Annotated in this window: 24 protein-coding genes; 16 read left to right on the top strand and 8 right to left on the bottom strand. The window is 44.5% G+C overall.

Going from position 1 to position 25,651, the window contains the following annotated elements; translation table 11 throughout:
- Together BK582_RS08665 and BK582_RS08670 are read right to left on the bottom strand one after the other, a co-directional pair.
- A partial coding sequence (locus tag BK582_RS08665; RefSeq protein WP_139368320.1) for a helix-turn-helix domain-containing protein occupies nucleotides 1-241 on the bottom strand: 241 nt, incomplete at its 3' end.
- 160 nt (nucleotides 242-401) lie between these two features.
- A complete protein-coding gene (locus BK582_RS08670; protein WP_078594324.1) occupies nucleotides 402-1,946 on the bottom strand; it encodes a glycine betaine uptake BCCT transporter in 1,545 nt (514 codons plus the stop codon).
- 403 nt (nucleotides 1,947-2,349) lie between these two features.
- Between BK582_RS08670 and BK582_RS08680 the strand changes: the two genes are divergently transcribed.
- The 13 genes from BK582_RS08680 to BK582_RS08740 all read left to right on the top strand — a co-directional run bounded on the left by BK582_RS08680 (nucleotide 2,350) and on the right by BK582_RS08740 (nucleotide 16,545).
- The gene (locus BK582_RS08680) at nucleotides 2,350-4,215 is read left to right on the top strand and encodes a zinc ribbon domain-containing protein (RefSeq protein WP_078594328.1); all 1,866 of its coding nucleotides are present in this window, start codon (nucleotides 2,350-2,352) and stop codon (nucleotides 4,213-4,215) included.
- A gap of 633 nt (nucleotides 4,216-4,848) precedes the next feature.
- Entirely contained in the window at nucleotides 4,849-6,063 is a 1,215-nt protein-coding gene (locus BK582_RS08685) for an ABC transporter permease (RefSeq protein ID WP_078594331.1), read from the top strand.
- On the top strand, nucleotides 6,038-7,246 hold the full coding sequence (locus BK582_RS08690) for an ABC transporter permease (RefSeq protein ID WP_078594333.1): 1,209 nt from the start codon (nucleotides 6,038-6,040) through the stop codon (nucleotides 7,244-7,246). Before BK582_RS08685 ends, BK582_RS08690 begins: the two co-directional genes overlap by 26 nt.
- On the top strand, nucleotides 7,230-7,964 hold the full coding sequence (locus BK582_RS08695; RefSeq protein WP_078594335.1) for an ABC transporter ATP-binding protein: 735 nt from the start codon (nucleotides 7,230-7,232) through the stop codon (nucleotides 7,962-7,964). The genes BK582_RS08690 and BK582_RS08695 overlap by 17 nt, the downstream gene beginning before the upstream one ends.
- A gap of 120 nt (nucleotides 7,965-8,084) precedes the next feature.
- Nucleotides 8,085-8,459 carry a flagellar protein FlaG gene (locus BK582_RS08700; protein WP_078594337.1) on the top strand — a complete coding sequence of 125 codons (375 nt, stop codon included), beginning with the start codon at nucleotides 8,085-8,087 and terminating at the stop codon, nucleotides 8,457-8,459.
- 533 nt (nucleotides 8,460-8,992) lie between these two features.
- On the top strand, nucleotides 8,993-10,669 hold the full coding sequence (locus BK582_RS08705; RefSeq protein WP_078594339.1) for a flagellar hook-associated protein 2: 1,677 nt from the start codon (nucleotides 8,993-8,995) through the stop codon (nucleotides 10,667-10,669).
- Between the two features lie 107 nt (nucleotides 10,670-10,776).
- A complete protein-coding gene (gene fliS / locus BK582_RS08710; protein WP_078597907.1) occupies nucleotides 10,777-11,211 on the top strand; it encodes a flagellar export chaperone FliS in 435 nt (144 codons plus the stop codon).
- Nucleotides 11,208-11,561, top strand: coding sequence for a flagellar protein FliT (gene fliT, locus BK582_RS08715; RefSeq protein ID WP_078594341.1), 354 nt, complete (start codon nucleotides 11,208-11,210; stop codon nucleotides 11,559-11,561). Before fliS ends, fliT begins: the two co-directional genes overlap by 4 nt.
- 568 nt (nucleotides 11,562-12,129) lie before the next feature.
- Nucleotides 12,130-13,347: an NRAMP family divalent metal transporter gene (locus tag BK582_RS08720; RefSeq protein WP_078594343.1), complete on the top strand. Its 1,218-nt coding sequence runs from the start codon at nucleotides 12,130-12,132 to the stop codon at nucleotides 13,345-13,347.
- 59 nt (nucleotides 13,348-13,406) lie between these two features.
- A complete protein-coding gene (gene pxpB, locus BK582_RS08725; protein WP_078594345.1) occupies nucleotides 13,407-14,132 on the top strand; it encodes a 5-oxoprolinase subunit PxpB in 726 nt (241 codons plus the stop codon).
- A gap of 223 nt (nucleotides 14,133-14,355) precedes the next feature.
- On the top strand, nucleotides 14,356-15,123 hold the full coding sequence (locus BK582_RS08730) for a LamB/YcsF family protein (RefSeq protein ID WP_078594347.1): 768 nt from the start codon (nucleotides 14,356-14,358) through the stop codon (nucleotides 15,121-15,123).
- Nucleotides 15,120-16,079 carry a 5-oxoprolinase subunit C family protein gene (locus tag BK582_RS08735; protein ID WP_078594349.1) on the top strand — a complete coding sequence of 320 codons (960 nt, stop codon included), beginning with the start codon at nucleotides 15,120-15,122 and terminating at the stop codon, nucleotides 16,077-16,079. The genes BK582_RS08730 and BK582_RS08735 overlap by 4 nt, the downstream gene beginning before the upstream one ends.
- Before the next feature lie 76 nt (nucleotides 16,080-16,155).
- Nucleotides 16,156-16,545: a DUF8042 domain-containing protein gene (locus BK582_RS08740; RefSeq protein WP_078594351.1), complete on the top strand. Its 390-nt coding sequence runs from the start codon at nucleotides 16,156-16,158 to the stop codon at nucleotides 16,543-16,545.
- Nucleotides 16,546-16,733: 188 nt separating this feature from the next.
- Here the strand turns inward: BK582_RS08740 and BK582_RS08745 are convergent, their stop codons facing one another.
- The 6 genes from BK582_RS08745 to asnB all read right to left on the bottom strand — a co-directional run bounded on the left by BK582_RS08745 (nucleotide 16,734) and on the right by asnB (nucleotide 23,120).
- Complete coding sequence (locus BK582_RS08745) at nucleotides 16,734-18,257, bottom strand: sodium/proline symporter (protein ID WP_078594353.1); 1,524 nt, start codon at nucleotides 18,255-18,257, stop codon at nucleotides 16,734-16,736.
- A gap of 20 nt (nucleotides 18,258-18,277) precedes the next feature.
- Nucleotides 18,278-18,421 carry a hypothetical protein gene (locus BK582_RS26885; protein ID WP_169910917.1) on the bottom strand — a complete coding sequence of 48 codons (144 nt, stop codon included), beginning with the start codon at nucleotides 18,419-18,421 and terminating at the stop codon, nucleotides 18,278-18,280.
- A 437-nt stretch (nucleotides 18,422-18,858) separates the two neighbouring features.
- Nucleotides 18,859-19,089, bottom strand: a complete 231-nt coding sequence (locus BK582_RS08750) for a hypothetical protein (protein WP_078594355.1) — start codon at nucleotides 19,087-19,089, stop codon at nucleotides 18,859-18,861.
- A 125-nt stretch (nucleotides 19,090-19,214) separates the two neighbouring features.
- Nucleotides 19,215-19,736, bottom strand: a complete 522-nt coding sequence (locus BK582_RS08755; RefSeq protein WP_078594357.1) for a single-stranded DNA-binding protein — start codon at nucleotides 19,734-19,736, stop codon at nucleotides 19,215-19,217.
- Nucleotides 19,737-19,739: 3 nt separating this feature from the next.
- Entirely contained in the window at nucleotides 19,740-20,462 is a 723-nt protein-coding gene (locus BK582_RS08760) for a transposase (protein WP_078594359.1), read from the bottom strand.
- A gap of 720 nt (nucleotides 20,463-21,182) precedes the next feature.
- Nucleotides 21,183-23,120, bottom strand: coding sequence for an asparagine synthase (glutamine-hydrolyzing) (gene asnB / locus BK582_RS08770; protein ID WP_078594363.1), 1,938 nt, complete (start codon nucleotides 23,118-23,120; stop codon nucleotides 21,183-21,185).
- 454 nt (nucleotides 23,121-23,574) lie between these two features.
- Between asnB and BK582_RS08775 the strand changes: the two genes are divergently transcribed.
- The 3 genes from BK582_RS08775 (at nucleotide 23,575) to hpf (ending at nucleotide 25,385) form a co-directional block, all read left to right on the top strand.
- Nucleotides 23,575-23,772 carry a cold-shock protein gene (locus BK582_RS08775; protein ID WP_078594365.1) on the top strand — a complete coding sequence of 66 codons (198 nt, stop codon included), beginning with the start codon at nucleotides 23,575-23,577 and terminating at the stop codon, nucleotides 23,770-23,772.
- A gap of 761 nt (nucleotides 23,773-24,533) precedes the next feature.
- A complete protein-coding gene (locus tag BK582_RS26890) occupies nucleotides 24,534-24,701 on the top strand; it encodes a hypothetical protein (RefSeq protein WP_169910919.1) in 168 nt (55 codons plus the stop codon).
- A gap of 135 nt (nucleotides 24,702-24,836) precedes the next feature.
- Nucleotides 24,837-25,385, top strand: a complete 549-nt coding sequence (gene hpf, locus BK582_RS08780; protein WP_078594367.1) for a ribosome hibernation-promoting factor, HPF/YfiA family — start codon at nucleotides 24,837-24,839, stop codon at nucleotides 25,383-25,385.
- Nucleotides 25,386-25,651 lie beyond the last annotated feature (266 nt).

Raw genomic sequence — 25,651 nt, forward strand, 5'->3', positions numbered from 1 at the left:
TTTCTAGTTCTTTAATTCTTTTTTCAGCTTCAACCTGAGATGGCGAAGCTTTTATAGAAGTAGTAGAACGAGGGTTAATTAGTCCTTGTTCTCCTTTAAGCTTATAGGTATTTATCCACCTATAGATCGTATCACGGTGTAACCCAAGCTCACTTGCGATTACTGAAACTTGATCCCCTTCTTCCAATACACGACGTACAGCTGCCAATTTAGTTTCGACACTTACATGTGTTTTTCCCATAAAAAATAGCCCCCTTAAAAACTAGATATGTCGTACGTTTATCATACCTTACCTGTCCATTATAAGGGGGCTTTTCACAGGCACCACCCGGATTTTGTCGAACTAGCACACGAAAAAAGGATGCCACTGAGGCATCCTTTTTACTGTATATTTCCTCATCTTAAGTGGGGGAAACTTCCCCTTCCGGATCTTCCATTTTCTTTTTCCGCTTTTCCTTTGCTTTTCCCGGCCTAGGTTTAACTTCCGTCCTAAATGCTTTTATCATAGAGAAGCACATGAGGAACAGGACGAATGTCAGCGGGAATGCGCTGACGATGATTGCTGTCTGAAGTCCTTCCAGTCCTCCGGAAGCCATAAGGACCACCGCAGCTGCAGCCAGGATAATTCCCCAGCTGTACTTGACCATGTTCGGCGGCTCGGTGCTTCCGTTTGTCGTCTGCATTCCGAGTACAAACGTAGCGGAATCAGCGGATGTAATGAAAAAGGTGGTAATCAGCAGAATCGTGATTACCGATAAAATACCGCTTAATGGCAGCTGCTGAAATACAAAGAATAAAGCTGTTTCGAGCGTCTGCCCGGAAACATCTACCCCAAGATTGTACTCATAAAAGATCCCAGTCCCCCCGAAAACGCAGAACCAAAGGGTACAAACTATCGTCGGGGCCACTAAAACAGCAATGACGAATTCCCGGATGGTTCTTCCTTTGGAAACACGGGCAATAAATGTTCCAACAAATGGCGCCCAGGCAATCCACCATGCCCAGTAAAAGATCGTCCAGCCCTGCAGCCAGGCGGCATTTTCCCGGTCAAATGGTGACAGGCGAAGCCCCATCGCAGGAAGGTTCTGCACATAGCTTCCAAAGGTAGTCGTAAATAAGTCCAGCAGGAAGATCGTCGGTCCAAGAATTATAACTGCAAGAAAAAGGACTACTGCCAAAACTAAGTTTGTGTTGCTTAAATATTTGATGCCCCTTTTAATTCCTGTTCCTGCACTGATCATAAACAGAACAGTAACTATAGAAATAATTATCAGCTGGATCGTAAAATTATTTGGAATCCCTGTTAAATAGCTGAGTCCGCCGTTTATCTGGGCCGCCCCTAACCCGAGGGAGGCACATACACCGAAAAGCGTTGCAAAAACCGCTACGATATCAATAATTTTCCCTGTACGGCCCTCTGATTTCTTCCCGATAATTGGCCGGAGAGTGGCGCTCATTAGACCGGGATACCCTTTTCTGAATTTAAAGTAAGCGAGTCCGAGGGCGATAGTCGCATAAATGGCCCACGCATGAAACCCCCAGTGAAGATATGTATATCTAAGGCTCAGAATGGCGGCTTCTTCTGTACTGCCTTCGATAAATGGCGGATTCGCGTAATGGGAGATAGGCTCAGAGACGCCGAAAAACAACAGACCGATTCCCATTCCGGCGCTGAACAGCATCGCAAACCAGGTAGGCCGGCTGAATTCAGGTTTATCTTCATCCTTGCCAAGCTTAATCTTCCCATATCTGCTGAAAATCAGGAAGAGAGCAAAGACGAGGAAGAAGGTAGCAGAAATCTGGTAAAACCAGCCGAAGTTTTCCAGGAAAAAACCTAGTGCTGTGTTCATCACACTCCCCAGGTGTGCAGGGGAGATGACACCCCACAGGATAAAAATAATCGATATAATGACAGATATCCAGAATACGGCAGTCACTTTCTTCATAAATCCAGCCCCCTTTTGAAGCTAGTCTTTGATGGAAGGGGATAAATTATGTGCAGAGGCAGACTGGTTTCTTTTTCATCTCTCAAGTGGAGAGTTTGTTTGTGATATATAAAGACTGAGTTAACTGAAGGGGGGAGGTTAAGCAAGTAAATCAGAACATTATACGACCAAATATGGCAACGGAAAGCGTAAAAAAGTCACCCGCTTTTAAGAAACCAAGGGGAGATGTAATAAATATTGACCTCGCTTAAATTACTGAAAATAAATATTCTAATACCCAAAATAACTCCCTTTGAAACCCGAAACTTATGGTACTATATTCACATAGAGGAAAAAGGGACTATTTGTCGAAAAATATGGCCTTTTTTTACAGATAACAACAGAATAAAAACGGGGGTGCGGGATGAAATTTTGTAGTAATTGCGGGAATAAGATAGGCCAGAAAGATAAGTTCTGCGGCAAGTGCGGGGCAAGTCTGACTGATTCTTCACAGGGGCCGGCAGAAGAAGAGGAAAAGCCAGTTGGCGTGATACGTGAAAATGATGAACTGTCAGCTGAAGAGACATCTGAGACGGGAAGTGATCCAGCAGCTGGGTCATCCACAGGGGAAACCGGCACAGCTGGTGATCCGCCAGTAAGGAAAGAGGCATCAGAAGAACGTTCAAATGTACATAACCAGAAATACAAACCAAAGAAAAAAGGCTTCATCGCAATAATTGCGGCCACAGTGCTGCTTCTTACAGTAGGCGGTGTTTCTTACGGGGTTATTTTTAATAAGTCACCAAAACAAGTGTATTTATCTGCCGAGTTAAATAGTTTACAAGATATGAAGGAAAGCTTTGAAGAGCTTTTTGGCGATGACATGGAACTCAGCAGAATGATGAGCGAGAAGGCATACAGGAGCGAAATGACGATTACAGGTGGCGTTGATGGCCACAACATACCGGAAATTGCCCAGTTGAACCACTATTTAAGTGACAGTGCGATCCAGGTGTCTATGAGCCAGGACCCTGAAAGCGCAAAAGGCATGGCTTCATTAGCACTGCTTTTAAACGGAACGAATGTATTTGAAGCAGAGGCGTTCCAGTCTGATGACCAGACAGGAATTAGTGTACCGTTTTTATATGATGAGTACTTTTTTATAAACAATAATGACTTCGGCTCGTTTATGACAGGGATAGACCCTTGGTATTACGGTCCTGATCGAATTGAGAACTACACTGAATACATGACAAGCTCCACAGAGTATGAGGATGAGCTGAAAAAACACGGTCTGGAGTATGTAACATACATTACTTCATTTTTAGAGGATGAGCATTTCACACTGGAAAGCGGGCAGGAGTATAAAGGGGAATCGTTCAGAAAAGTAACGTTATCACTCTCAGAACGGGATGTGAAAAACTTGCTTGAAGGATTAATTGCAAAGCTTGAACAGGATAATGATCTGCAAAATCTTCTGCTTGATATGGCTGAATCTTCCGGATCTTTTGATGAATCTTACTTTTCCCGGGAAGATATGCTTCAGGAGATGAGATACGGCTTCAGTGAGATGAGAGAAGGACTGGAATATATTAATATGCCTGGCGGTTTCACAAGTGAGCTTCTTGTAGACCGAGGTGAAAATATTATCAGCAGGAATGTTCATTTCCAGGTGGCTGATCCGTATTATCCAGCTGATACAATGAATTTTTCCTATGAAACTTCTGTCTGGCAGAACAGTGGCATAGAGGAGGTTACGAGAGAACTAACGGTTGCTCCTCCAGATATTGATATGGGACAGTTTACTGCTTACTGGAACTCTGAAACAGGAAAAGATCAGATTGTGACTAATGTGGGCGGTAAATTAATAGATTATGGTGATGTTGCTTTTGACGTCCGGTTATCTCTGGATACCACGCTGTCCGGCGATACAAAGGAAACGGACTTTGATTTGAGGATGAGCGGCTATGAAGTGGGCAGTGACATTCCGAAGATAAACGGAACGGTTATTCAGACGACAGATCAGAACCTTAGCAGAAACTATTCAAACAGGGATTTTGAGCTGGTGCTGAATGTTGGAGTGGATGACTACTGGGCCGGCTATCAGGAAGTGAACCTGAATCTTGCAGTTGAAAGCAAAACAGAGTTTACCAGTTCTCTTGGCTTTCCTGATTTGAGCGGAGACACTGCTGTCAACGTCTTCGAAATGAGCGAGTACGAGCTGATGATGATAATGGAAGAAATCGGGTACAACCTGGAGAATATCATGTATCAGGCGGGATGGTATTAAAGTAGTTTAAGGTTGGTTAATTATGCAGGGAAGGTTATGAGGTTTTTACATTGCGGAGTTTATCTGGACAAATCTGTCCTCTCAGCTGTGGATTTGTCCAGAAAAAAGAGTTTGCTGGACAAATTAGTGGTCTGAAGGTGAAATTTGTCCAGTAAATCTAGGTAAGTTATACAAAAAATCCATAAATTAGGCTAAAGCTAGACAAATCTCATATAGTTTCTCAGAATTTGTCCAGAGAGAAGGCGGAATCTGGACAAATCTGCCCTTTCAGCTGTGGATTTGTCCAGAAAAAAGAGTTTGCTGGACAAATTAGTGGTTTGAAGGTGAAATTTGTCCAGTAAATTTGGGTAAGTTATACAAAAAAATCCATAAATTAGGTTAAATCTAGACAAATCTCATATAGTTTCTCAGAATTTGTCCAGAGAGAAGGCAGACTCTGGACAAATCTGTCCTCTCAGCTGTGGATTTGTCCAGAAAAAAGAGTTTGCTGGACAAATTAGCGGTTTGAAGGTGAAATTTGTCCAGCAAAAAAAAAACGGGACAAATCCGTACAAAGCAGCGGAAATTTGTCCATAAAACAAGACTGTTATTTTTTTTACTAAACTAAACCACAAAGAAGAAGAGAGGGTCGGTATGAAAAAGATCAAAGCGCTGGTACTGCTGCAACTGAAAACAATGCTGAAACAGCCTGCCGTTTTGCTTGCTTTTGCCGGCCTTCCTATTCTGGGGAGCTTGTTTCTCATATACGCCCTCCAGCCGATTTTTGATCGGGAGGCTTATGTGGAGCCGTTTCATGTGGCTCTTGCTGACAAGGATGATTCCCTTGAGACAAGGGCGATTATTCACCAGCTCGCTTCCTCGGAGGAATTCAGCAGGGTAGTGGAGTTTATCCGTACGAGCGAGAGTGAAGGGCTGGAGCTTCTGGAAAACAATGAAGCTGCCGCGATGGCAGTTATTCCTGAGAATTTCAGTGAGGATTTACGCATCGGTAAAAATACCCCTGTTCAGGTCGTTGGAAATCCCCAGCGGCCTTTACAGTATCAGCTTTTTCTTGCAGTCATGGAGAGTGGGGCAGATCTCATAAGCGCCGCCCAGAGCGGGGTTAACACCGTCCACTTTTTTCTCCGGGATGAAATAGACAGCCAGTCGCTGAATCAGGAAGTACAGCAGGCAATCATTGATTTTACTTTTACGTCACTTGGAAGAAATCAAATTTTTGCAACGGAGACCCTTTCGGAAACAGGCATATTCACTCTCGAAGAATATTATCTGGCCGCGGCTGCGACAGCGCTTACCCTTATAACAGGATTCCTCCTTCTGATTCTTATGAGAAATGATTTCAGCCATTCTATGAACAAAAGGCTGCTGCTTGCAGGATGTACTCCCGGGGTTAAAGTTACTGCTGATTTTTTAACGAGCTTCCTGGTGCTGGCTGCTCAGCTGACTGTTTTTATTGGTGGTTATTTTCTAATCGTAGATAATTCCTTGGGGAACAATCTATTGTCCTTCGTAACTGCCGCAAGCTTAGGAGCCGCTGTTACAGCAATGTTTTTCACCCTTCTGTCTTCATTTTCGCTGGGGCAGTTTGCCGAAGCAGTAATCGGAATATCCGTGCTGTTTGTACTCCTGTTACTGGGAGGGGCCGTACTTCCGCTTGCTTTTTTTCCGGAGTGGGCCGGGGACGCAGGGAGTTACACCTTTACTTACTGGATGAGAGAAGGCCTTATGGCAACGGCATTTTTCGGAGACGAAGAAACAATCAGGAGCAGCACTGCGGTTATGGCTGGCTTCACCACGCTATTTTTCACAGGGGCATGGATCAATGAAAGAAGAAAGGCAGGGCGATAGGATGAAGCGTCTGCTGTTAATGATAAGGCTTCGGGTTAAGCTCACTCTTACAACTAAAACAAGCCTGCTTTCCTTCGTTCTTCTTCCGGTAATCACCGTGCTATTTATGTACATCTTTTATGACATTACTGTGGAAGAAGCGAGAATCCCTGTAGCTGTGGCAGATCTTGACGAAACGGACTATTCTGAAAGAGTTATAGAGAAGCTTGGGGAAAACCGCAGAATCAGGCTGGAAGTTACGGATGAACATACGATGAAGCAGCTCGTTCTCACCAACGAGGCAGATTCAGGGATTCTGTTTGAGCCTGGCTTTAAAGACGAGATATTAATGGGAGAAAAAAACAGTCTGATTCATGTGTATCAGTCAGAATCCTCTCTGGGTGTACCGTTTGTAAAGGAAATCGTTGCCTCAGAAGTGATGCGTTTTATTAGTAATTACCAGGCAGCAGAAAGAACGGTGGAACTCAGGAACAAGTACGAGTTAGAGGTGGATTCCGGAACATGGCTGGAGGCCTGGGAATATACGGACGGGCAGTGGGAGCCGGAACCTCTCATGTCAGTGGCGGCAACGGAGCTGCCATTGTATAAACAGGGGACTGAGGCCAGGGAAGGGGAACGAGCCGCAGCAGAAGGCCTCCGGACACTTCTGCTGCTAATTTCTGCCGTATTAATGCTTTTTCTGTTTTCCCTGGCTTACTGGGTGATCGAGGACAAGGAGCAGAATTTCCAGAAAAGGTTTCTGCTTTCTGGCGTTAAACCATGGCAGTACTTCATCGGGAGCAGTGTTCCTGCACTGCTTCTTGGGGGCCTGCAGCTAGTCTTTCTGCTTGGGCTGCTCGTTTATTTAGTCCCTGAATCTGGAGTATGGATTGGGCCAGCGACCCTTATGCTCGTTTTATATGTTTTTTGCTCCTGTTATCTGGGGATTTTGCTCGCTGCTTTTTTCCGGTCAAAAAAATATGCCCTGTTGATGGGCATAGCAGTTGTCGGGATACTCACGACCTTTTCAGCAGTGGGTGTACCTGTGTTTCCATGGAATTATGTCGCGCCCCAATATTTATTGATAGAAGGAGTTAATGGAAGTAGTTTTTTTGAGGCGGCTATTTATCTTGGCGTAATAACAGTTGCTTTGTTTTTCATCAGTTTTCTCGTTGTGAGGTGGAAATATGGCTTTAGAAGTTAAAGGACTGACTAAGTTTTATAAAAAGAAGGCTGTCGTCAAAGATATAAGCTTCCGGGTGGGGAAGGGCGATTGTGTTGCTGTGCTCGGGGCAAATGGGGCGGGGAAGACTACTTTATTTGAAATGATTTCATCTGCATTAAAGCCAGATAGCGGTGAAGTAATTTTCAACGATTCTCTCGTGGAAAAAAATAAGGCCAGTTTCCGGAAGCAGGCAGGTTATGTCACTCAGGAGCTTACTCTTTTTCCAAAACTCACAGTAAAAGAACAGCTGAAGTTCTGGGCAGAGATGGCACCTGTAAACGTCAGTAAAGACAGGGTGGCGGAGCTGACGGAAATGGCGGGATTATCGTTGAAGCTAAATGAACGGACGGACCAGCTTTCGGGAGGGATGAAGCGGAAGCTGAACATCGTTTTATCATTGCTCCATGATCCGGAGCTTATTATCCTTGACGAGCCTACCGTAGGAATCGATGTGCAGTCTAAGCTGGAGATTATCCGATTTTTAAAAGAGATCAGCGGGGAAGGAAAAATACTGTTGTTTTCCAGCCACGACCTTCAGGAAATAAGAGAGCTGGCGCATAAAGCGGCCTATTTATATGAGGGGGAGCTGCTGTTTTACGGAACCTTCCAGGATGCGGTTGAAATGGCGGGGAATGAGGAGCTGCCAGAGACGGACGACTGGGAAGCATTCTCGTTCCTGTTCAGTCATTTGAAGTAATATCTGAACCTGATGAGTTAAAAGTGATTTTTATTTTTTGCGGAGCAGAAGAAAACCATTAACAAACTTCCGGAACATTCCGATATAACTAAAAACAGAATAGGGTAAGGAGTGGATCACATGGAAGTGAAATCTACTGGAACGATGTCCGTGAATGAGCTTTTTTCAAAAGCCCAGACGAATCGGGTGCAGCAGGGCCCTGCACAAGGAAGTGTGGATACATCTTCGCGTAAAGCGGAAGCAGAGTCCTATGAAAAGTCCAGGGAATGGACAGTGGAAGAGCTGACAGATAAAGTTGAAGCATTTAATCAGCTCATGGAAACGCAGAATACATCATTAAGATACGAGCAGCATGATAAGCTCGACAGAATGGTAATCTCGATTGTCGACAAAGAGACGGATGAAGTTATAAAAGAAATCCCCCCGAGGGAATTTCTTGATATGATATCCTCCATGCTGGAGTTCGCAGGGATTATTATTGATGAAAAAATATAGTTGATTGGTGGCACCGCCCCGGAATTTTTCCGGGCGGTGTTTTTTGTTGGATTTTGTTTTTTTGGGGGAGGAGGAGGAAGTGTTGGGGGTTCGCACGAGTTTGAGAGTGGATTGCACAAGTTTCAGGTTGGTTCGCACAAGTTCAGGTGGATTGCACAACTTTTAGGGTGAATCGCACAAGTTTGAGGGGCATTCGCACGAGTTTCAGGTTGGTTCGCACAAATTCAGGTGAATTGCACAACTTTTAGGGTGGATCGCACGAGATTGATGGTCATTCGCACGAGTTTCAGGTTGGATCGCACAAGTTCAGGTGAATTGCACAACTTTTAGGGTGGATCGCACGGGATTGATGGTCATTCGCACAACTTCAAGGTTGGTTCGCGCAACATCCATGGCAATTTGCACACGTTAAATTAATTATTAACTGGCGGGTTAAAAATTGTTTAATCCTATTTTTTCCTAAAGATTAAAGAGGTTCTGCCGATAATAATGATAGAAATTAAATTCTGCGTGATTGCAGATGGCAGGAAGGAATGACGGAGATGCTCCGAATCGGAGGACTTGCGACAGGTATGGATACGCATCAGATGATCGATGATTTGATGCGGGCGGAACGGATGCCGCTGAATAAACTGGTTCAGGATCGTACAAGACTGGAGTGGCAGCGGGATGCTTACAGGGATATAAATCTGCAAATGAGGAGCTTCAGGGATTCATTTGCGGCGAGAGGGCTGGGTCTTCAGTCCACTTTCCTGCAAAAATCAGTATCCAGCTCCAACCCCAGTGTAGTAACAGCGACAGCGAACGCCAACGCTTCTAATACAACGGTACAAATGCAGGTGGAAAGACTGGCGACATCCAGTACGTTTGTTTCTGCTGGTATTACAGATGAAAATGTTAGTTCAAAAAAATTAAGTCAGTGGTCAAACGCCGAAGATATTTTTGGCCGGGATAGCGAGAATAACTTAAATTCAAGGGCTGTCATTGCAGTAAATGTTACTAGGCCAGGGGGAGAAGCCGAAACACTGGAAGTAGAAATAAGTAAAGAGGATACTTTGCAGTCAGTTATCACAAAAATGAACCGGGCAAACCTCGGCTTTAACGCATTTCTGGATAAAAGTGCTGATGGCAGCGATCCCCAGGTTGTACTGTCCATGTCAGACAGTGGGGCGGGAGCAAAAATCAGCTTTTCTAACGTTACGGATAGTGATGATGAAGGTGTAAATAACAAGCTCGATGCCGGAAGGGCTCTATTCGGCGCGATGAACTTTGATTTTCATGAAGATACTCTTGGAGTGGATGAAAATAATAATGTAACTCGAGGCAGAAGCGGCCAGAACGCTGTTGTCGTAATAAACGGGCACCGGACAGAGCGGACGACAAACCAGTTTACAATGAATGGTGTTTCCTATTCCCTGAGCGGAACAACGCCTCCTGGAGAAATGGTCATGGTCACCGCCACAACAAACACAGACAAAATCATGGAAGATATCATGAAGTTTGTGGAGGATTATAATGCGTTGATTGATACGATCAATGGTTCCCTGAGAGAGGAAAGGCACCGGGATTATCATCCTCTTTCCGATGAAGAGAAGTCGGCGATGAGCGACCGGGAAGTGGAGCTTTGGGAGGAAAAGGCAAGAAGCGGATTGCTCCGTAACGATTCCACATTGTCTTCTACTTTAAACCAGATGCGGATGGCATTATATTCATCGGTGGGCACTGATCCAGACAGGATAATCAAGGACCTGTCACAGATAGGGCTTGTAAGTTCACGTGATTATATGGATGGAGGAAAAATCATCCTTGATCCAAATTCACGGGAAATGCCGAACGGCCAGAGGATGAACGGGGAAGACCGTCTCCGTTACTACATTGAAAACCATGGGGAAGAACTTGGCCAGCTGTTTATGGGCGATGGCCCAACTAATGAAGATAAAGGGATTATCCGGAGACTCAGAAGCACGATGGATAACGCCATTAACAGAATTACAGACAGAGCCGGCCGGGAAGGACGAACCAACCATCAGTTTACACTCGGCAGGCAGCTCAATAATCTTGAGGATAGAATCACTAACTTTGAACGTCGGATGCAGCAGACAGAACAGCGGTACTGGAATCAGTTTACCGCATTGGAAAAAGCGATGGCCCAGATGAATTCACAGGCAGAACAGATGTGGTCCATGATGAGCGGGATGATGGGACAGTAATTAATTTTGACAGCAGCCTAACTTTATTTTTTCAAGGCAGTCAAAAAGCTGGACAACCTGCTGGAGGACGGATTGCTTTTTTTAGAAAACAAGGAGGCATTTATAAAATGGCTATGAAAAACCCGTATGCGAATTATCAGCAGAAATCGATTCAGACAAAATCTCCAGGCGAGCTTACGCTAATGCTTTATGATGGTTGTCTGAAGTTTATCAGGCGCGGGGCAAAAGCGATAGAGGAAAATAATATCGAGGAAAAAAATACGAATCTCATAAAAGCGCAGAATATTATTCGCGAGCTTATGGTGACGCTTAAGACAGACACTGCAGTGGCGAAAAATATGATGCAGATGTACGACTTTATTTTAAGCCGCCTCATCGATGCGAACACTCATAACGATCCGCAAGCTTTAAAGGAAGCAGAACAGTTTGTTGCTGATTTCCGCGACACATGGAAAGAGGTTATTAAACTTGACCGGCAGCAGCGTCATGGGGTTTCCAGAGTTGCTGGTGGCGGAGCTGGCGGAGGAGCGGTACGGCTGTGAGCCAGTTTGTGAAGCTATACCAGGTAACGGAACAGCTCTATGAGCATGTAGTTCAGACGGTGGGAAAAGATGACCGGGACAGTTATATTGAGAAGCTGTCCGGGCTCATTGAGGAGAGGACCCGGATTATTGAGGCAATTGGCGGTGTAAAACCTTCTGAAGGAGAAGCCGTTATTTTAAAGCAGGCAGTGGAGCGTAATGAGCAAATGGGACCACGCCTTCAGGAAGTTCTTAATAGTGTGAAACGGGATATGCTGCAACTGAAAAAGAAGAAGCAGACAGGCCAGCGTTATGAAAATCCATATGACCACGCTCCTCTGGATGGTGCGTTTATTGATAAAAAAAATTAATAGTGATTTGAGAAAGGATGCGGAGTATAGCATCCTTTTTTTGTTTTATCCCGATGTAACCGTCCGTAAAACTCCCGCCTGAAAACATGAGGGGAAGCGAAGATGTTCAGGCGGGAGATAACGGACGCTAACATCCCGATTGGTTCAACTAACAATCAGTGGGGGATGAATATCCCCAGTGATTGAAGGTTCACTTTATGGAAAGCACAGTCTTTTGTCAAAAAATTTTTTGTGAGATGCCTTTTATCGGCGCATCGCCAATAAACCATCCGATTTCGCCGATAAAATTAAAATTTCGCCGATAAAAACCAGATTTCGCCGATATAATAAATTTTTCGCCGATATCTCAACCCTGCCTCCTAAAATTATCCCCCCTCAACTAACTCAACCCTGTATTTCATCAGCAGAACCCTGCCATATTAGCAACTACACCTGCTTAATCCTTAGACATCTTCTCAAAATCTGTGGTATTTTAAATTGTCCGGCTAAAATCGAGTGAAATCATCATGTTTCAACGTGAAGATTTTACACATATTAAGAAAGACTGTATGGTGAAAGGATGAAATCTATGGAAAAGAATACATTAAACAAAACCACGATGACTGCGAAGGAACGGCTCAGTGCCCTGCTTGGTGCGGCATTTCTTATGGCAACTTCCGCTGTTGGCCCGGGTTTTTTAACACAGACTGCGGTTTTTACAGAACAGCTGCTTGCCAGCTTCGCCTTTGTTATTCTGGCATCGATCGTACTTGATATTGGCGCTCAGGTGAATATTTGGAGGATTATTGCGGTAGCAGAAAAAAGAGGGCAGGATATTGCCAACCAGGTGCTTCCGGGCCTTGGGTATGTTGTAGCATTTTTTGTAGTCCTTGGGGGACTTGCCTTTAATATTGGAAACGTTGCCGGAGGCGGCCTTGGGGCAAACGCTCTTCTCGGAGTGGATCCAGTACTGGGTGCTGTTTTTACAGGGATTATTTGTGTACTGATATTTTTATCCCGCCAGGCAAATATGGCGATGGATAAGGTTGTCCGGTATTTAGGGGCCCTTATGATCCTTCTGACAGCGTATGTCATGTTCGTCAGCCAGCCGCCGTATGCAGAAGCGGCATTGCGTACTGTTGCTCCCCTTGAGCTTGATATTCTGGCGATTGTAACGATTGTCGGCGGTACAGTCGGTGGATACATAACTTTTGCCGGCGGTCACAGATTGCTTGATGCTGGCATTACCGGCAAAGATAATTTACGATATGTAACAAACACAGCTATATCAGGAATTGTCGTAGCTTCGATTATGAGGGTTATCCTGTTTTTAGCGATACTCGGTGTAGTGGCCGCAGGTTTTGCCCTTGATCCGGATAATCCTACAGCTTCTGTTTTCCAGATAGCCGCTGGTGATATAGGCTTTCGGATGTTCGGACTGGTGCTGTGGGCTGCGGGAATCACTTCAGTTATTGGAGCGGCGTATACCTCCGTTACTTTTCTTACTTCTTTTCATAAATCGATTGAGAAGAACCGTAACTACTGGGTTATCGGATTTATTGTTTTTTCAACAGTCGTATTCGCACTGATTGGACGCCCTGTAGCACTTCTCGTTTTAGCAGGGGCATTTAACGGGTTGATTCTGCCGCTGACATTAGGCTCGATCCTGCTTGCAGCCCATAATAAAAAAATTATTGGGGACTACAGGCACCCGGTCTGGCTCACTGTATTCGGTGCGCTAGTCGTGGTTTTAACAGCTTATCTGGGAGTGAGGACACTAATCGTATCAATACCCCAGCTTTTTTAAAGTGGTATCGGGTGCCGTGCAGCATGCAGGCATCCTTTATGGAGTAAGGAGTGTTGGAGATGGAGAAACAACGGTTTTCCCCTATGGGTGATTCGGCGGTCAGGGTCTCGTTCGGCGAGGGAATTTCCAAAGAAATAAATAACAGGATCAGAGGATTCGCAGAACTGCTTCGTAAGGCTGGAATTAAAGGAATTCGCGAATGGACTCCCAGCTATACGGCAGTCACTGTTTATTATGATCCTTGCGAGAAAAAATACAGTGAGATAACGGCTGAGCTTGAGGAGCTGTACCGGAAACTGGAGGAAACAGAACTTCCTCCGGCGAAAAGAGTAATTGTACCTGTATGTTATGAAGGGGAGTTCGCGCCTGATCTTGAGGATGTTGCGAACCATAACGGCCTGTCGACTGACGAGGTTGTTTCCATCCATAAAGGTGGTGATTACCTGATTTATATGCTTGGGTTTACTCCAGGGTTCCCTTATATGGGAGGTATGGCTCCGAAAATTGCCACACCAAGGCTGGAAGTTCCTCGTTCGCATGTGCCGGCCGGCTCTGTAGGAATCGCCGGAGAGCAGACGGGGATTTATTCACTTGATACACCAGGGGGCTGGCGGATTATCGGCCGGACTCCTTTGGTGCTTTACGATAGTAAGCGGGAAAACCCCTCGCTGTTTGAAGCAGGGGATCATGTAAGTTTTCGAGCGATCAGCACGGAGGAATATGAAGATATAAAAAAACAAGTGGAAGCTGGCGAGTATGAAGTGGAGTATGAAACGGTGGATTAGAAGAGCAGTTTCGTTGATAGAACAGTAATTCTCGTTGATTGGACGACGGATATCGTTGATAGAACATCGGTTTTCGCTGATAGCACGCTAATTTTCGTTCATTGAACAACAGATTTCGTGCATAGCATATTGAATTTCATTCATTAAACAACAGATTTCGTTCACAGAACAGTGAATTACATCCAGTGGATAACTCACTGTAAAGACAGGAGGGGGAATAAACATGTATACGGTTGATTTAAACAGTGACCTTGGAGAAAGCTTTGGTGCATTTAAGGTTGGGCAGGATGAAAAGGTTCTGGAGCTTGTGACTTCCGCAAATATTGCCTGCGGCTATCATGCAGGGGACCATAACGTCATGGCGGAAACGGTCCGGATGGCTGCCGAAAAAGGAGTAGGAATCGGAGCCCATCCAGGCTTTCCTGACCTGATAGGTTTTGGGCGGAGAAAAATCCAGACTACCCCGAAAGATATTTATAATTTTGTTGTCTATCAAATTAGTGCGTTAAATGGTTTTTGCCAGATCCATAACGCAAAAATGCAGCATGTAAAGCCTCATGGCGCTTTGTTTAACATGGCTTCTGTGGACCAAAGTATTTCAGAAGCTATTGCAGAAGCAGTGTATGATTCTCATCCATCGCTGATTTTATTCGGCTTATCCGGCAGTGAACTAGTGAAGGCAGGGAAAAAACTAGGATTGAAGACTGCCAATGAAGTTTTTGCCGACAGAACGTATCAGCCTGACGGAACACTGACAGCCCGCACAGAAGCAAACGCAATGATTCATGATGTGGATGAAGCTGTTGCACAGGTGATCGGGATGGTTAAAGATAGAAAATGTACTGCTGTGGATGGTTCAGTTATTGAATTGCAGGCAGACACAATTTGTGTCCACGGAGATGAGCCAAGCGCGCTTGCTTTTGTGCAGAAACTTCGCACGACACTCACAGATGAAGGCGTCACCTTGAAAGCTGTGGGGGGAAGAGGATGAGTGAGCCGGTAATCCAGGTAGAAAAGCCGGGGCTCCTTACAACTATCCAGGATGCTGGCCGGGCAGGATACCAGCAATATGGAATCGTGGTTTCCGGAGCAATGGATCCTTTTGCTGTGCGGGCCGCAAATCTTCTCGCTGGCAACAAGGAAACGGAAGCGGCCCTGGAAGTCACCATGATGGGGCCGAAGCTGAAGTTTCTTAAAGATACAGTTATCGCCATTGGCGGAGCAGATTTATCTGCATCTGTCGATGGACGTGAAATCCCACCCTGGAAGTCAGTGCTTGTTAAAAAGGACGAGGTGCTTTCTTTCGGTGTTCCCAAGTCAGGTGTCCGTGCTTATCTTGCTGTGGCCGGGGGAATTAACAGCGAACCACTGCTGGGCAGCCGTTCCACTTATTTGAAAGCAGGTATGGGCGGCATAGAGGGACGGGAGCTTTATAAAGGAGATATACTTGAGGGCGGAGTACCAGGTGCTCCGTTGAAAAACCTTGCTGGAAGAGTTTTAAAAGCTGATATGCTGCCGGATTATCAAGGAGGCAGACGAATCAGAGTTGTACCAGGGCCGGATGACTGGGCTTTTACAGATGAAGGGACCGAAGCGTTTTATTCGGGAGAATATGAACTGACAAGAGATGTGGACAGGATGGGCTACAGGCTTAGTGGTCCTGTTGTTGAGCACAAAGATAAAGCAGATATATTATCTGACGCTGTTACGATGGGGACGGTTCAGGTGCCGTCCAGCGGCCAGCCGATTATTCTCCTTGCCGACCGGCAGACTTCAGGGGGCTACACCAGGATTGGTACAGTTATTTCTGTGGACTTGCCTTTGCTTGCACAAATGCACTCAGGCAGTACTATAATGTTTGAACGCATCAGTGTAGAAAAAGCCCAGGAGTTATACAGAAACCGGGAAAAGGCTTTAAAGAAACTTGCTCTCGCTGCAGGAATTTAATTTTTGACAGGCTGGGTACTTCGGGAAAAAATAAAGCGTAATTTTTACAGAGGAGAAGCTGGAAGGAGAGGGTTTGATGAGCGGAAATCTGACAGAAGCTCAGGAGAAGTTTCTCATTACATACACAGGTCTCCTGAAGGAAGTGGAGTCTTCACTTCAGTTTGTAAGTGAATGTTATACAAAAGGGGATGTGGACATTGGCGACAGGCTGATGAAGCAGATAATGCTCGGGCTTGTGCATTACAATGAAGAAAACCTGACTGTTATGTCTGTTTTCGGTAATGATGAAACAGCCGTGAGAGCTTTAAAAAAATTTCAGCAGGCAATCCAAAAGGCTGTAAATGTGGAAACGGAATTCAACGAAGAAGGGGATCGGATGAAATTTCTTCATGAAGAATTGCTTCCGAGAGAACAGAAATGGAAACAGCATGTGGAGCTGAAGCTTGCAGGTTTAACAGAAGACTGATAAACAGAGTGTATTAAAGGAGCTGCAGCATGGAAAGCCGCCAGCTCCTTTTCAGGTTGTACAAGGGAAGAAATGTATTAACATAAGGTTGCTCTGTTATCCACAGTGTGGATACTATGACAATGAAAAGCGATGTTTATCCACGATCATGAAACAGTTATCCACGGTTGTGGGAAAACGATAACTTTTTAACCTGCATTTTTCATTTTATCCATTAATTCATCGGTGTTTGCAGGTTTTTTGGTAAACAGGCTGACTACTACTGTAAAGAAGGTTGCGACCAGGAACCCTGGAACAGCTTCGTAAGTGATGCCGAAGAAGTAATTATTCAGGAATTCATGCACATCGATAAATGCATATGTCCATGCCGGCTGTTCAGCAACCATAATAACGGTAATAAGTCCGGTAATCATACCTGCCAGGACACCTGCTCTCGTCAGTCCCTTCCAGTAGAAGGTAAGAATGAGTGCAGGGCCAAAGCAAGCACCGAGCCCTCCGAAGGCGAACAGAACCATCCAGAAAACAAATTCTTCTGCAGCAGATGCAAGCCAGATAGATAATCCCATGAGTATAAAAATGACGATCCGGCTGTATAATACGAGTTTTTCCTGCGGTATTTCTTTATCTCTGGCAAAAATACGCTCGTATATATCCCTGACTGCTGCGCTTGCTCCCACCAAAAGCTGGCTGTCTGCAGAACTCATTATTGCTGCAAGTACTGCTACAAGCAAAATCCCTGCAAAGAAAGGGTTCATTACTTCGGCACCTAACGAAGTGAAAATCTGTTCGGAATTGGAGTTAGGCAGCTCGTCGACAGTTGGAAAATAAGCGCGGCCTACAAGGCCCACCATTATTGCTCCCCATCCCATGACTACGTTCCAGATTGTTGCAATGAGTGCTGCCTGCCGCATTTCTTTAACATTTTTTAAGCTCATATACCGGACGATAATGTGAGGATTCCCGGGGCTTCCGAACCCGATACCGAGCAGGCCTATAATCGCTCCAAACGCAAAGGCGAATGGACTGGTGAAACCGCCGCCTTCTGCTTGCATTGCCTGAAGGACCGGATCAAATCCTCCTAATTGTATAATCCCCACGATTGGCAGAATAACGAGGGAGAAAAACATAAAACCGATTTGGAGCACGTCAGTTTTACTTACGGCATGGAAGCCGCCTAATATAGTATAGAGGAAAATTATTGCTGCGGTCAGCCACATTCCCTGAGTCTGGCTAATACCGAGACTTCCTGAGAACGCGGTTGCTCCGCCGACCAGCTGGCTCCCTACATAAGCTACCATAAAGAAAAGGATAATCAAGGAGCTTACAAGCCGAAGGACTCGCTTGGGGTCTCCAACCCGGCTTTCAAATATGTCCGGGATAGTTATACTTCCGGTATTTCCACTGAATCTTCTGAATCGGGAAGCGACAAAGAAAAATAAAAAAACTTCCACGGTTATATATCCGGCAATTGCCCAGACCGCATTCAGCCCAGTAAGATAAGCAGTTCCTGTAACACCCAGCACGAGCCAGGAACTTCTTCCTGAACTGACAGCAGACAGGGCGACTGTCCATTTGTTGAGATTTCTTCCCGCAAGGAAGAAACTTGTCAGTCCCTGGGAACTTTTTTTGGAGCTGATGAACCCTATTACAACAAGAACAAGCAAATACAAAATAAGTACTGTAACGGTTAATGGATGGGCTGTTATATCCATATTTACCTCTCCTTCTCCTTTTAATTAGTCTTTTTTCTGTCAGGCAGGGAAGTATCATTTTTTTTCTCAAGCTTCCCAGTTATGTAGTAGCAAATAAATCCTAGAACCAGTATGGAAACGGGAACCACTACAAGGCCAAAAAACATTCCTCCGGTCAACTGCATCACCCCCCCTCGTTTTACTCTAAAAGTATATCTGTTAAAAGTCTGAATTTAAAGAATTGTGTATGTTTTTGATTGGAGGTTGCTGAAATTCTTTATAAGTTGCCTTGCGATTTAAAGACTACTATTAAAATGCCATACCGGTTTAACATAGACAAAAATAAAAAAAAGCCGCTCGGCTATAGCGGCCACCGGCGGCATCAAAGTAAGGTGCAGGAAGTGAATATTAAAGAGTAGAGAATGGTTATGGAGGAATCCTTTAATGAATAGTTCAGGCATTTCCGTTGCGGAAAGGCACATTAGCTGTAGTGAGGTTAATCAGAGGTATTTAATGATCAGGAATTTTGCCAGCCGTACCAGTTTCCTTGCCTGAAATTGTGAAGCACTTATATAAAATTCTCAATGGAACCACCCCCTTTAATAGATAGAAATGAATATTTTTAATAGTCTCTGATAGACCGGAGAAGGAGCTCATCTGAATTTATGTTTTCCAGATGTTTGGCCTCTACGCTGTGCCGCAGACTCTCCACCAGGTCCTGAATAACTTCGACTTTTTCTTCCTGGGTGAGAAGCTGAACGATGATTTCTTCAAGGTCGTTTCTTTTAATCATCTCTCCCTCAATTTTAGCCAGCCGGTGAATGATTATTTTTAATAGATCCACATCAGTCATGCTCATACTCCCCTTTCAATTTTTTAGAACAAAACAATCTTCGAAATAGAAGCCTGTTTCATAAAAACTCTTGCATTCTTTCTTGCGGCAGGGAATTGCCAAATATGTTTTGCCTCATTTTTCTATTAAAAGTGTTGCACGTTCTCTCTGGCAGCATGTGGTTGTCCTGAAGATCCTGACGAAGATTGAACTGGCTGGCTGGACGGTTGTCCAGTTTGAACCGGGGAGGAAACGGAAGTTCCGTTTGCTGCTGCCACCGTCTGGTTTTGCCGCGGAGGCGGTGCATGCTCTTCTCCCGGAATTGGAATTTCCTCCGCCTGCTGGTTTCTTTTCAGGTGCAGAAAGGTAATGTTTTCAGCGATGAGTTCAGGAAAGGTGAGCCGCTTATTATCACTTGTTTCATAGTTTCGCATCTGAATTCTTCCGGTAATGCAGACGAGAGAACCTTTTGTACAATAATCTCCGCTTGTTTCAGCGAGCTTTTTCCATGCAGTGCAGGAGAGGAAATCCGTATCGTAGTTTCCTTCCTGATTTTTAAATGGGCGGCGGACAGCAAGATTAATTCTGGTTACGGCGATGCCATCCTTGGTTGTGTTTACTACCGGGTCTTTTACGATACGTCCTATTAAGGTAATTTGGTTATACATAGCTTATTCCTCCTGTTTTTTAGTTAATAATGCGGACTTTTGCAGTACGCGAAGCTTCCATTCCCTTTCGGTGAAGCGGGGATAATAATGATGAAGAGGTGTCGGGAAAAGCTGCCTGAGTCTGTCTGTTGTAAAGGCGTGTGGAGGCGAGCGGGGAGCACAGCCAGGGAGTATGGGAGGGGAATGGAGCCGTGATAGGGCTTCCATGGCATAAGCTGTTTCCTCGCCAGGGGTAGTGGTGCTGGCTGTATCAAATGGCTTTGGATTTCGCTCTGCTATTATGTCCGGAATACAATAATATTGATAGCTGCTCCACGGGTAATCTTCGGGGTTGCTTGTTATATTGGCTGTACGGGGGTTATTGTGTATATAGGCGCTTACCGTCATCATGGCATAGTCAGAGGGAACGGGGCTTGCAGTGTACCGGCTTTGGAAAACATGGCCTGAGTGATCGTATTTCTTATTAAACCACGAGGCGTAAGCTCCATTTACTGCATGCATTATTTTCATCAGTGGATCTTTTTTAGTCCCGAGGAGTAAATGATAATGATTGGACATTAGACAGTAGGCATGCAGGTTAAACGGGCTGTAATGTAAGGTGTTGTTCAGGATAGAGAGGAATTTCTCATAATCTTTCTCGTGAAGGAATATTGGGGAACGGCTCACTCCGCGGCTGATTACATGATATATCGCACCGGGGAACCATTGGCGGCGTGGTCGGGGCATCGGTACACTTCCTTTCTTTAATCGAGGAGGTTTGGGGTGTGACAGGCGCTCTAAAGAGTTAATCTTGCATATGCTTTATGGGGAAATTTGATTGAAGCTTTAGATAAGTAAAAGTGTGAAGGGGATTATAAAGGTGTATGTATAAGAATAATAATTTCAGATTAAAGGTTAACCCTCCACACTTTCAAAGTTTCTTGCTGCGGAGCCTCTCTGTAATCATGCTGTCTGACATGGTGCCCCCTGACAGGGGAGCAGCAAGTATTCACTTTCACATGTACCGGGGAAAAACGCATACATGCAAAGGGAAAGAAGCTAATTATTAAGTTTTACATCTGCATACACATATGAAGACTTTTTAATGTTTATAAAAACCGAATATTTGACAGAATACTACAGCCAGTTCTACTGGAGAACGACCAGAATGCCAAAGGATCGCAACATTTTTAAGGCAGATAAAATTAATGTGTTAGAGCAGCAGGGGTAAGGTTTGTAATGGTATTTTAAGTGAATGCGTTACTTAGAAGCATTGCTTGTGTGAGATGCCAGATGGGGAATCTATGAAATGTTTGAATATTTTGTAAATCAAAGAGGGTCTAGGACTATATTACGTCACTCGACAGAAAAATACAATACCTTTTTAAAACTTTTTTACTAAAAATTCAAACTTTTTATCCGTGACTATTTAATCTTAGAATTGTGCGGGGCCAGACCCCGCACAATTTAACTGATTTGGTTGACTTTTTCTCCCTGTGTGTCTCTGTTTTCCATGAAATTATGGTGCCAGATCATATAGGTGAGAATGGTCCAGATTTTTCGGCTGGCGTCCGTTTTTCCAGATCTGTGGTCTTCCAGAAGCTTCAGGCAGGCTGATTTGTTAAAAATATGGTCTGCGCCGCTTTGTTTAATCCATGTTTCTGCCCATTCGTACATCTCTTCCTTCAGCCAGTGGCGAACAGGGACTGGAAATCCAAGCTTCCGCCTGTGGAGCACATGTGCTGGTACTACATCCGCCAGGGCTTCTCGGAGCCACTTCTTCGTCTGTCCCCGGCTGGTTTTTCCGTGAACCGGCAGCTGGGAAGCGATATCAAATACCTCTCTGTCAAGAAACGGGACACGTAATTCCAGAGAATGAGCCATGGTCATTTTGTCGGCCTTCACAAGGATATCTCCCCGGAGCCATGTATGCATATCGATGTACTGCATTTTTGTCACATCATCATAATTTTCTGCCTGTTTATAGAGATCCTCCATAACCTGGCCTGTTCTGAGGTGAGGTGAAAATGGAAGAAGAAAGCTGTCTTTTTCGCCGTCTGTGAATATTTTAGCGTTTCCAACAAAACGTTCTTCTATAGGGGTCATCCCCCGGATAATAAAGTTACGCCCTTTCATTCCTTCCGGCAATTGCTGGGCGAGCTTTCGGAAAGCAGGCTTCAGCTGGCCGGGAACAGTTTTGAATAATCTCAGGGAATGAGGTTCGTGGTAAATATTGTACCCTCCGAAAAGTTCATCCGCTCCTTCGCCGGAAAGAACGACCTTTACATGGCGGCTCGCTTCTCTAGCAACGAAATATAGAGGAATCGCTGCAGGATCAGCAACAGGCTCGTCGAGATGCCAGATGATCTTTGGGAATTCTCTCATGACATCATCCGGGGTCACCGGGACACGGGTATGATTTACCTGAAGAGCTTCCGCAGTCTCTTCGGCGATATCACCCTCGCTGAAGCCTTCTCTTTCAAACTCAGCAGTAAAAGTTTTCAGATCAGGATGTTCTTTTCTGGCAAGGGCAACGATCGCAGACGAATCGATTCCTCCTGAGAGGAAGGCCCCAACCGGAACGTCGGCCCTCATATGACGTTTAACAGAATCAGTGAGGGTGTCCTTAATTTTTTCCAGAAACTCAGCTTTCTCTTTTCTGGTCTTATCTATAATAAATGGGGCTTTAAAAACATTCATTGCTTTCATTTTAATGCTTTCTTTTTCAGAAAAAGCAGGTTTCCAGTACTGGCTGATTAACAGGCCTTCTCCAGCCCTCCAGGTAAAATAGTGTCCTGGTTGTATTTTATTGATTTGTTTTGCTGCAGTAGCAGGCTCTGGCGTGTACTGGAATGTTAAATAATGAAACACTGCTTCATAGTTCACTGTCGCTGGTTCAGGCATTAAGTATAAAGACTTTTTTTCAGATGCAAAAACAACGGTCGAATCTCTTAGTGCCCGGTAAAACAAAGGTTTAATTCCAAAAGGGTCTCTGGCCCCAAAAAGCTCTTCTTTTTCCCGGTCCCATATTAAAAAGGAGAACATTCCTTTAAATAGATTCACACATTCTTTTCCGTACCAGGCATATGAGGCGAGAATAACTTCCGTGTCAGAAGAAGTCTCTAAAACAGCCCCGTTTTGCCGTAATTCCTCACGAAGTTCCGGGGCGTTGTATATTTCGCCATTAAAGATAATCGTGTAGCGGCCAAGTAGATAACTCATTGGCTGACTGCCGTTCTCAATATCTACAATACTAAGTCTTCTGAACCCGAATCGGACGAATTCTTCTTCAAACGTTCCTCCATCATCAGGTCCACGGTGGGAAATAATATCCATCATCGCTTCTAATGGCTGCTGAAGGAGAGTACTCCTTTCTTCCGAAACCATTCCAATAAATCCGCACATATTCCATTGCTCCTCTCAAACTAACTCAATTAGTATGGCAATTGCTTGGTTTTTTGCTGCTGTAACCGGTCCTGTTTTCTAGGTTGTACAGAGTGAGATAACTGCGAATTTTATGGTGTGAAATAGAAATTGCAGAAATCCCGGGTCTGGGTAGTAAATCTGATAATGTAAGTCTGGAGGGAATGGTTTCCGGCCACATGCATTAGTATGCTTATAAGACGCCTGATTTATGCGAAGGATTCAACATTTTTTATATTTATTCTGACTAATTTGCGACAAATTTCCCTGAGTTATACTTCTTTGTATCAAAAGATAGCCAGAACAAGGGTTGACAATTGTGTATTTTGTCGAAATAATCTGATTAAAACAATTTGACTGGCAGAAACAGCCTTTGTTATAGTTAAATTGTGGAGACCCCACAGTATTTTTAATACGAAGGGAATGTGTTAGAAACATGCAAGGAAAAGTTAAATGGTTTAACGCAGAAAAAGGTTTTGGATTTATCGAGCGTGAAGGCGGGGAAGATGTATTCGTACATTATTCTGCTATCGAGCAGGAAGGTTTCAAGACTCTTGAAGAAGGACAGGAAGTAGAGTTTGAAATTGTGGATGGTGCTCGAGGTCCCCAGGCTTCCAACGTGACAAAGCTTTAATCACATTCCCTATAGGGAAGATCCTGTTACATGAATACATTAGGCAGAAAGCATCGCATCGAGAATGTGATTTCGGCTTAAGGCTTGCTGGCAGGGGAAATTAATGAAAGAGTTAAGATTATAAGAATAGTAGTTTAAAGCCTTGGAAGCAGGGAGAAACCACCTGCTGATTTTTTGGAATATTATGACGGTTGCCAGTGGACTGCCGTTGATTTTCAGAAAGTAACGAGGCAGCAAACGGGGCTGCTGTGTTAAGCAGCAGCACGCATTCTGAAAGTGCGCCAGGGCGTCTTTTCAGCTTCCTGTTGGTCTTGTAGATAGGGATTGAAGGTTGTACTGGTGCCATGAATGCAGACACGCTGATAATTGGAACGACTTAACATTAAAAAAAGTATACAACCCGTCTTCTGGCATAAGGAGGCGGGTATTCCTTTATCCACCTGGCAAAATTGTGCGGGGTCTGGCCCCTGAATATTCAGTGAGAGTACTTGACAGGCTGGGAGTGGTTAATTTTCAATTTCTCCTGGGTATAGAGCATGATATCACCTTATCTTTTATCCCGATGTAACCGTCCGTAAAACTCCCGCCTCAAAACAGGAGTGGAAGCGAAGATGTTTAGGCGGGAGATAAAACGGACGCTAACATTCCGATTGGTTCAACTAACAATCAGTGGGAATGGAGAAAACTCTCACTGATTGAAGTTTCACTTTATGTGTAGATTTGGTGAACCGGGGTTAGGGGCCATATGGGCGGCGAATAATATGAACAAGGGAGTAAAAGCTTTTACTCTTTCAGCTGCTGGAGCGAAAGTGAGAAAGGGCAGTGGAATAGTAGCCAGGAAGCACGGAAGCAAGCTTCCTAACTATGTACAGTCTGCTGCCAGTGGGGAAAAAAACCCTTCAGTCACAATTTCTGCAGAAGAAAAGTAAACCATTTGAATCATTTTTCCGGAATGAGGAAACAATTTTCGACACAAAATCTTCAATTTTTATTTCACGTTTCAGCAGGAAGTATTCGGGGCAATGAAGAATATTACTCATATAACCGAAAGGAGGAGTTTGCTTATGCAATTTAACATTCGCGGCGAGAACCTTGAAATAACTCCAGCTCTTAGAGACTATGTGGAGAAAAAGGTAGGCAAACTTGAAAAGTATTTTGAAAATCTTCAATCTGAAGTAATGGTTAAGATGAGTGTATTAAATACGGATCAGAGAGTGGAGATTACCATTCCGATGCCGAAGCTCGTATTAAGAGCGGAGGAAACTCATGCGGATATGTATGCAGCCATTGATATGGTGATTGATAAACTGGAAAGACAGATCCGAAAGCACAAAACGAAAGTTAACCGCAAATTCCGTTCAGAGGACAGCGTAAGATATATGTTTAAAAATGAACTGGAGCCTGTAGCGCAGGAACCTGTGGAGGACGATGAACTGGAAGTGGTGCGGACAAAACGGTTCGATTTAAAACCTATGGACGCTGAGGAAGCAATCCTGCAAATGGATATGCTTGGCCATAACTTCTTCGTCTTCTCTAATTCGGTAAGCGGCAGCACAAACGTTGTTTATAAGAGAAGAGACGGCAAATATGGTTTAATCGAGCCGGAAGCCTGATCGACTCTGATTTAATAACTATAAGACGTCCGGAGCCCCGGGCGTCTTTTTCGTTTCACTGAATCCATCAATACATACAGGAAAGAAAAATTCAGCAGAAAAATAGCTTATGTTGTTTTTAAAAGGGAGAGAGATTTGTGCATTCACCTGGCTTAACAGAAGAAAACAAGAGAAGCTGAGAGGCAGCCTGTGGCAGGTTCTTGTAAGGGATTGTGCAAACTGTTAAAATGTTAGTTAGCTGTCAAACATGAAATGAATAAATTGGC

Origin of the sequence: Evansella clarkii, assembly GCF_002019695.1 — a bacterium.
In the GTDB taxonomy this organism is placed as follows: Bacteria; Bacillota; Bacilli; order Bacillales; family Salisediminibacteriaceae; genus Evansella; species Evansella clarkii.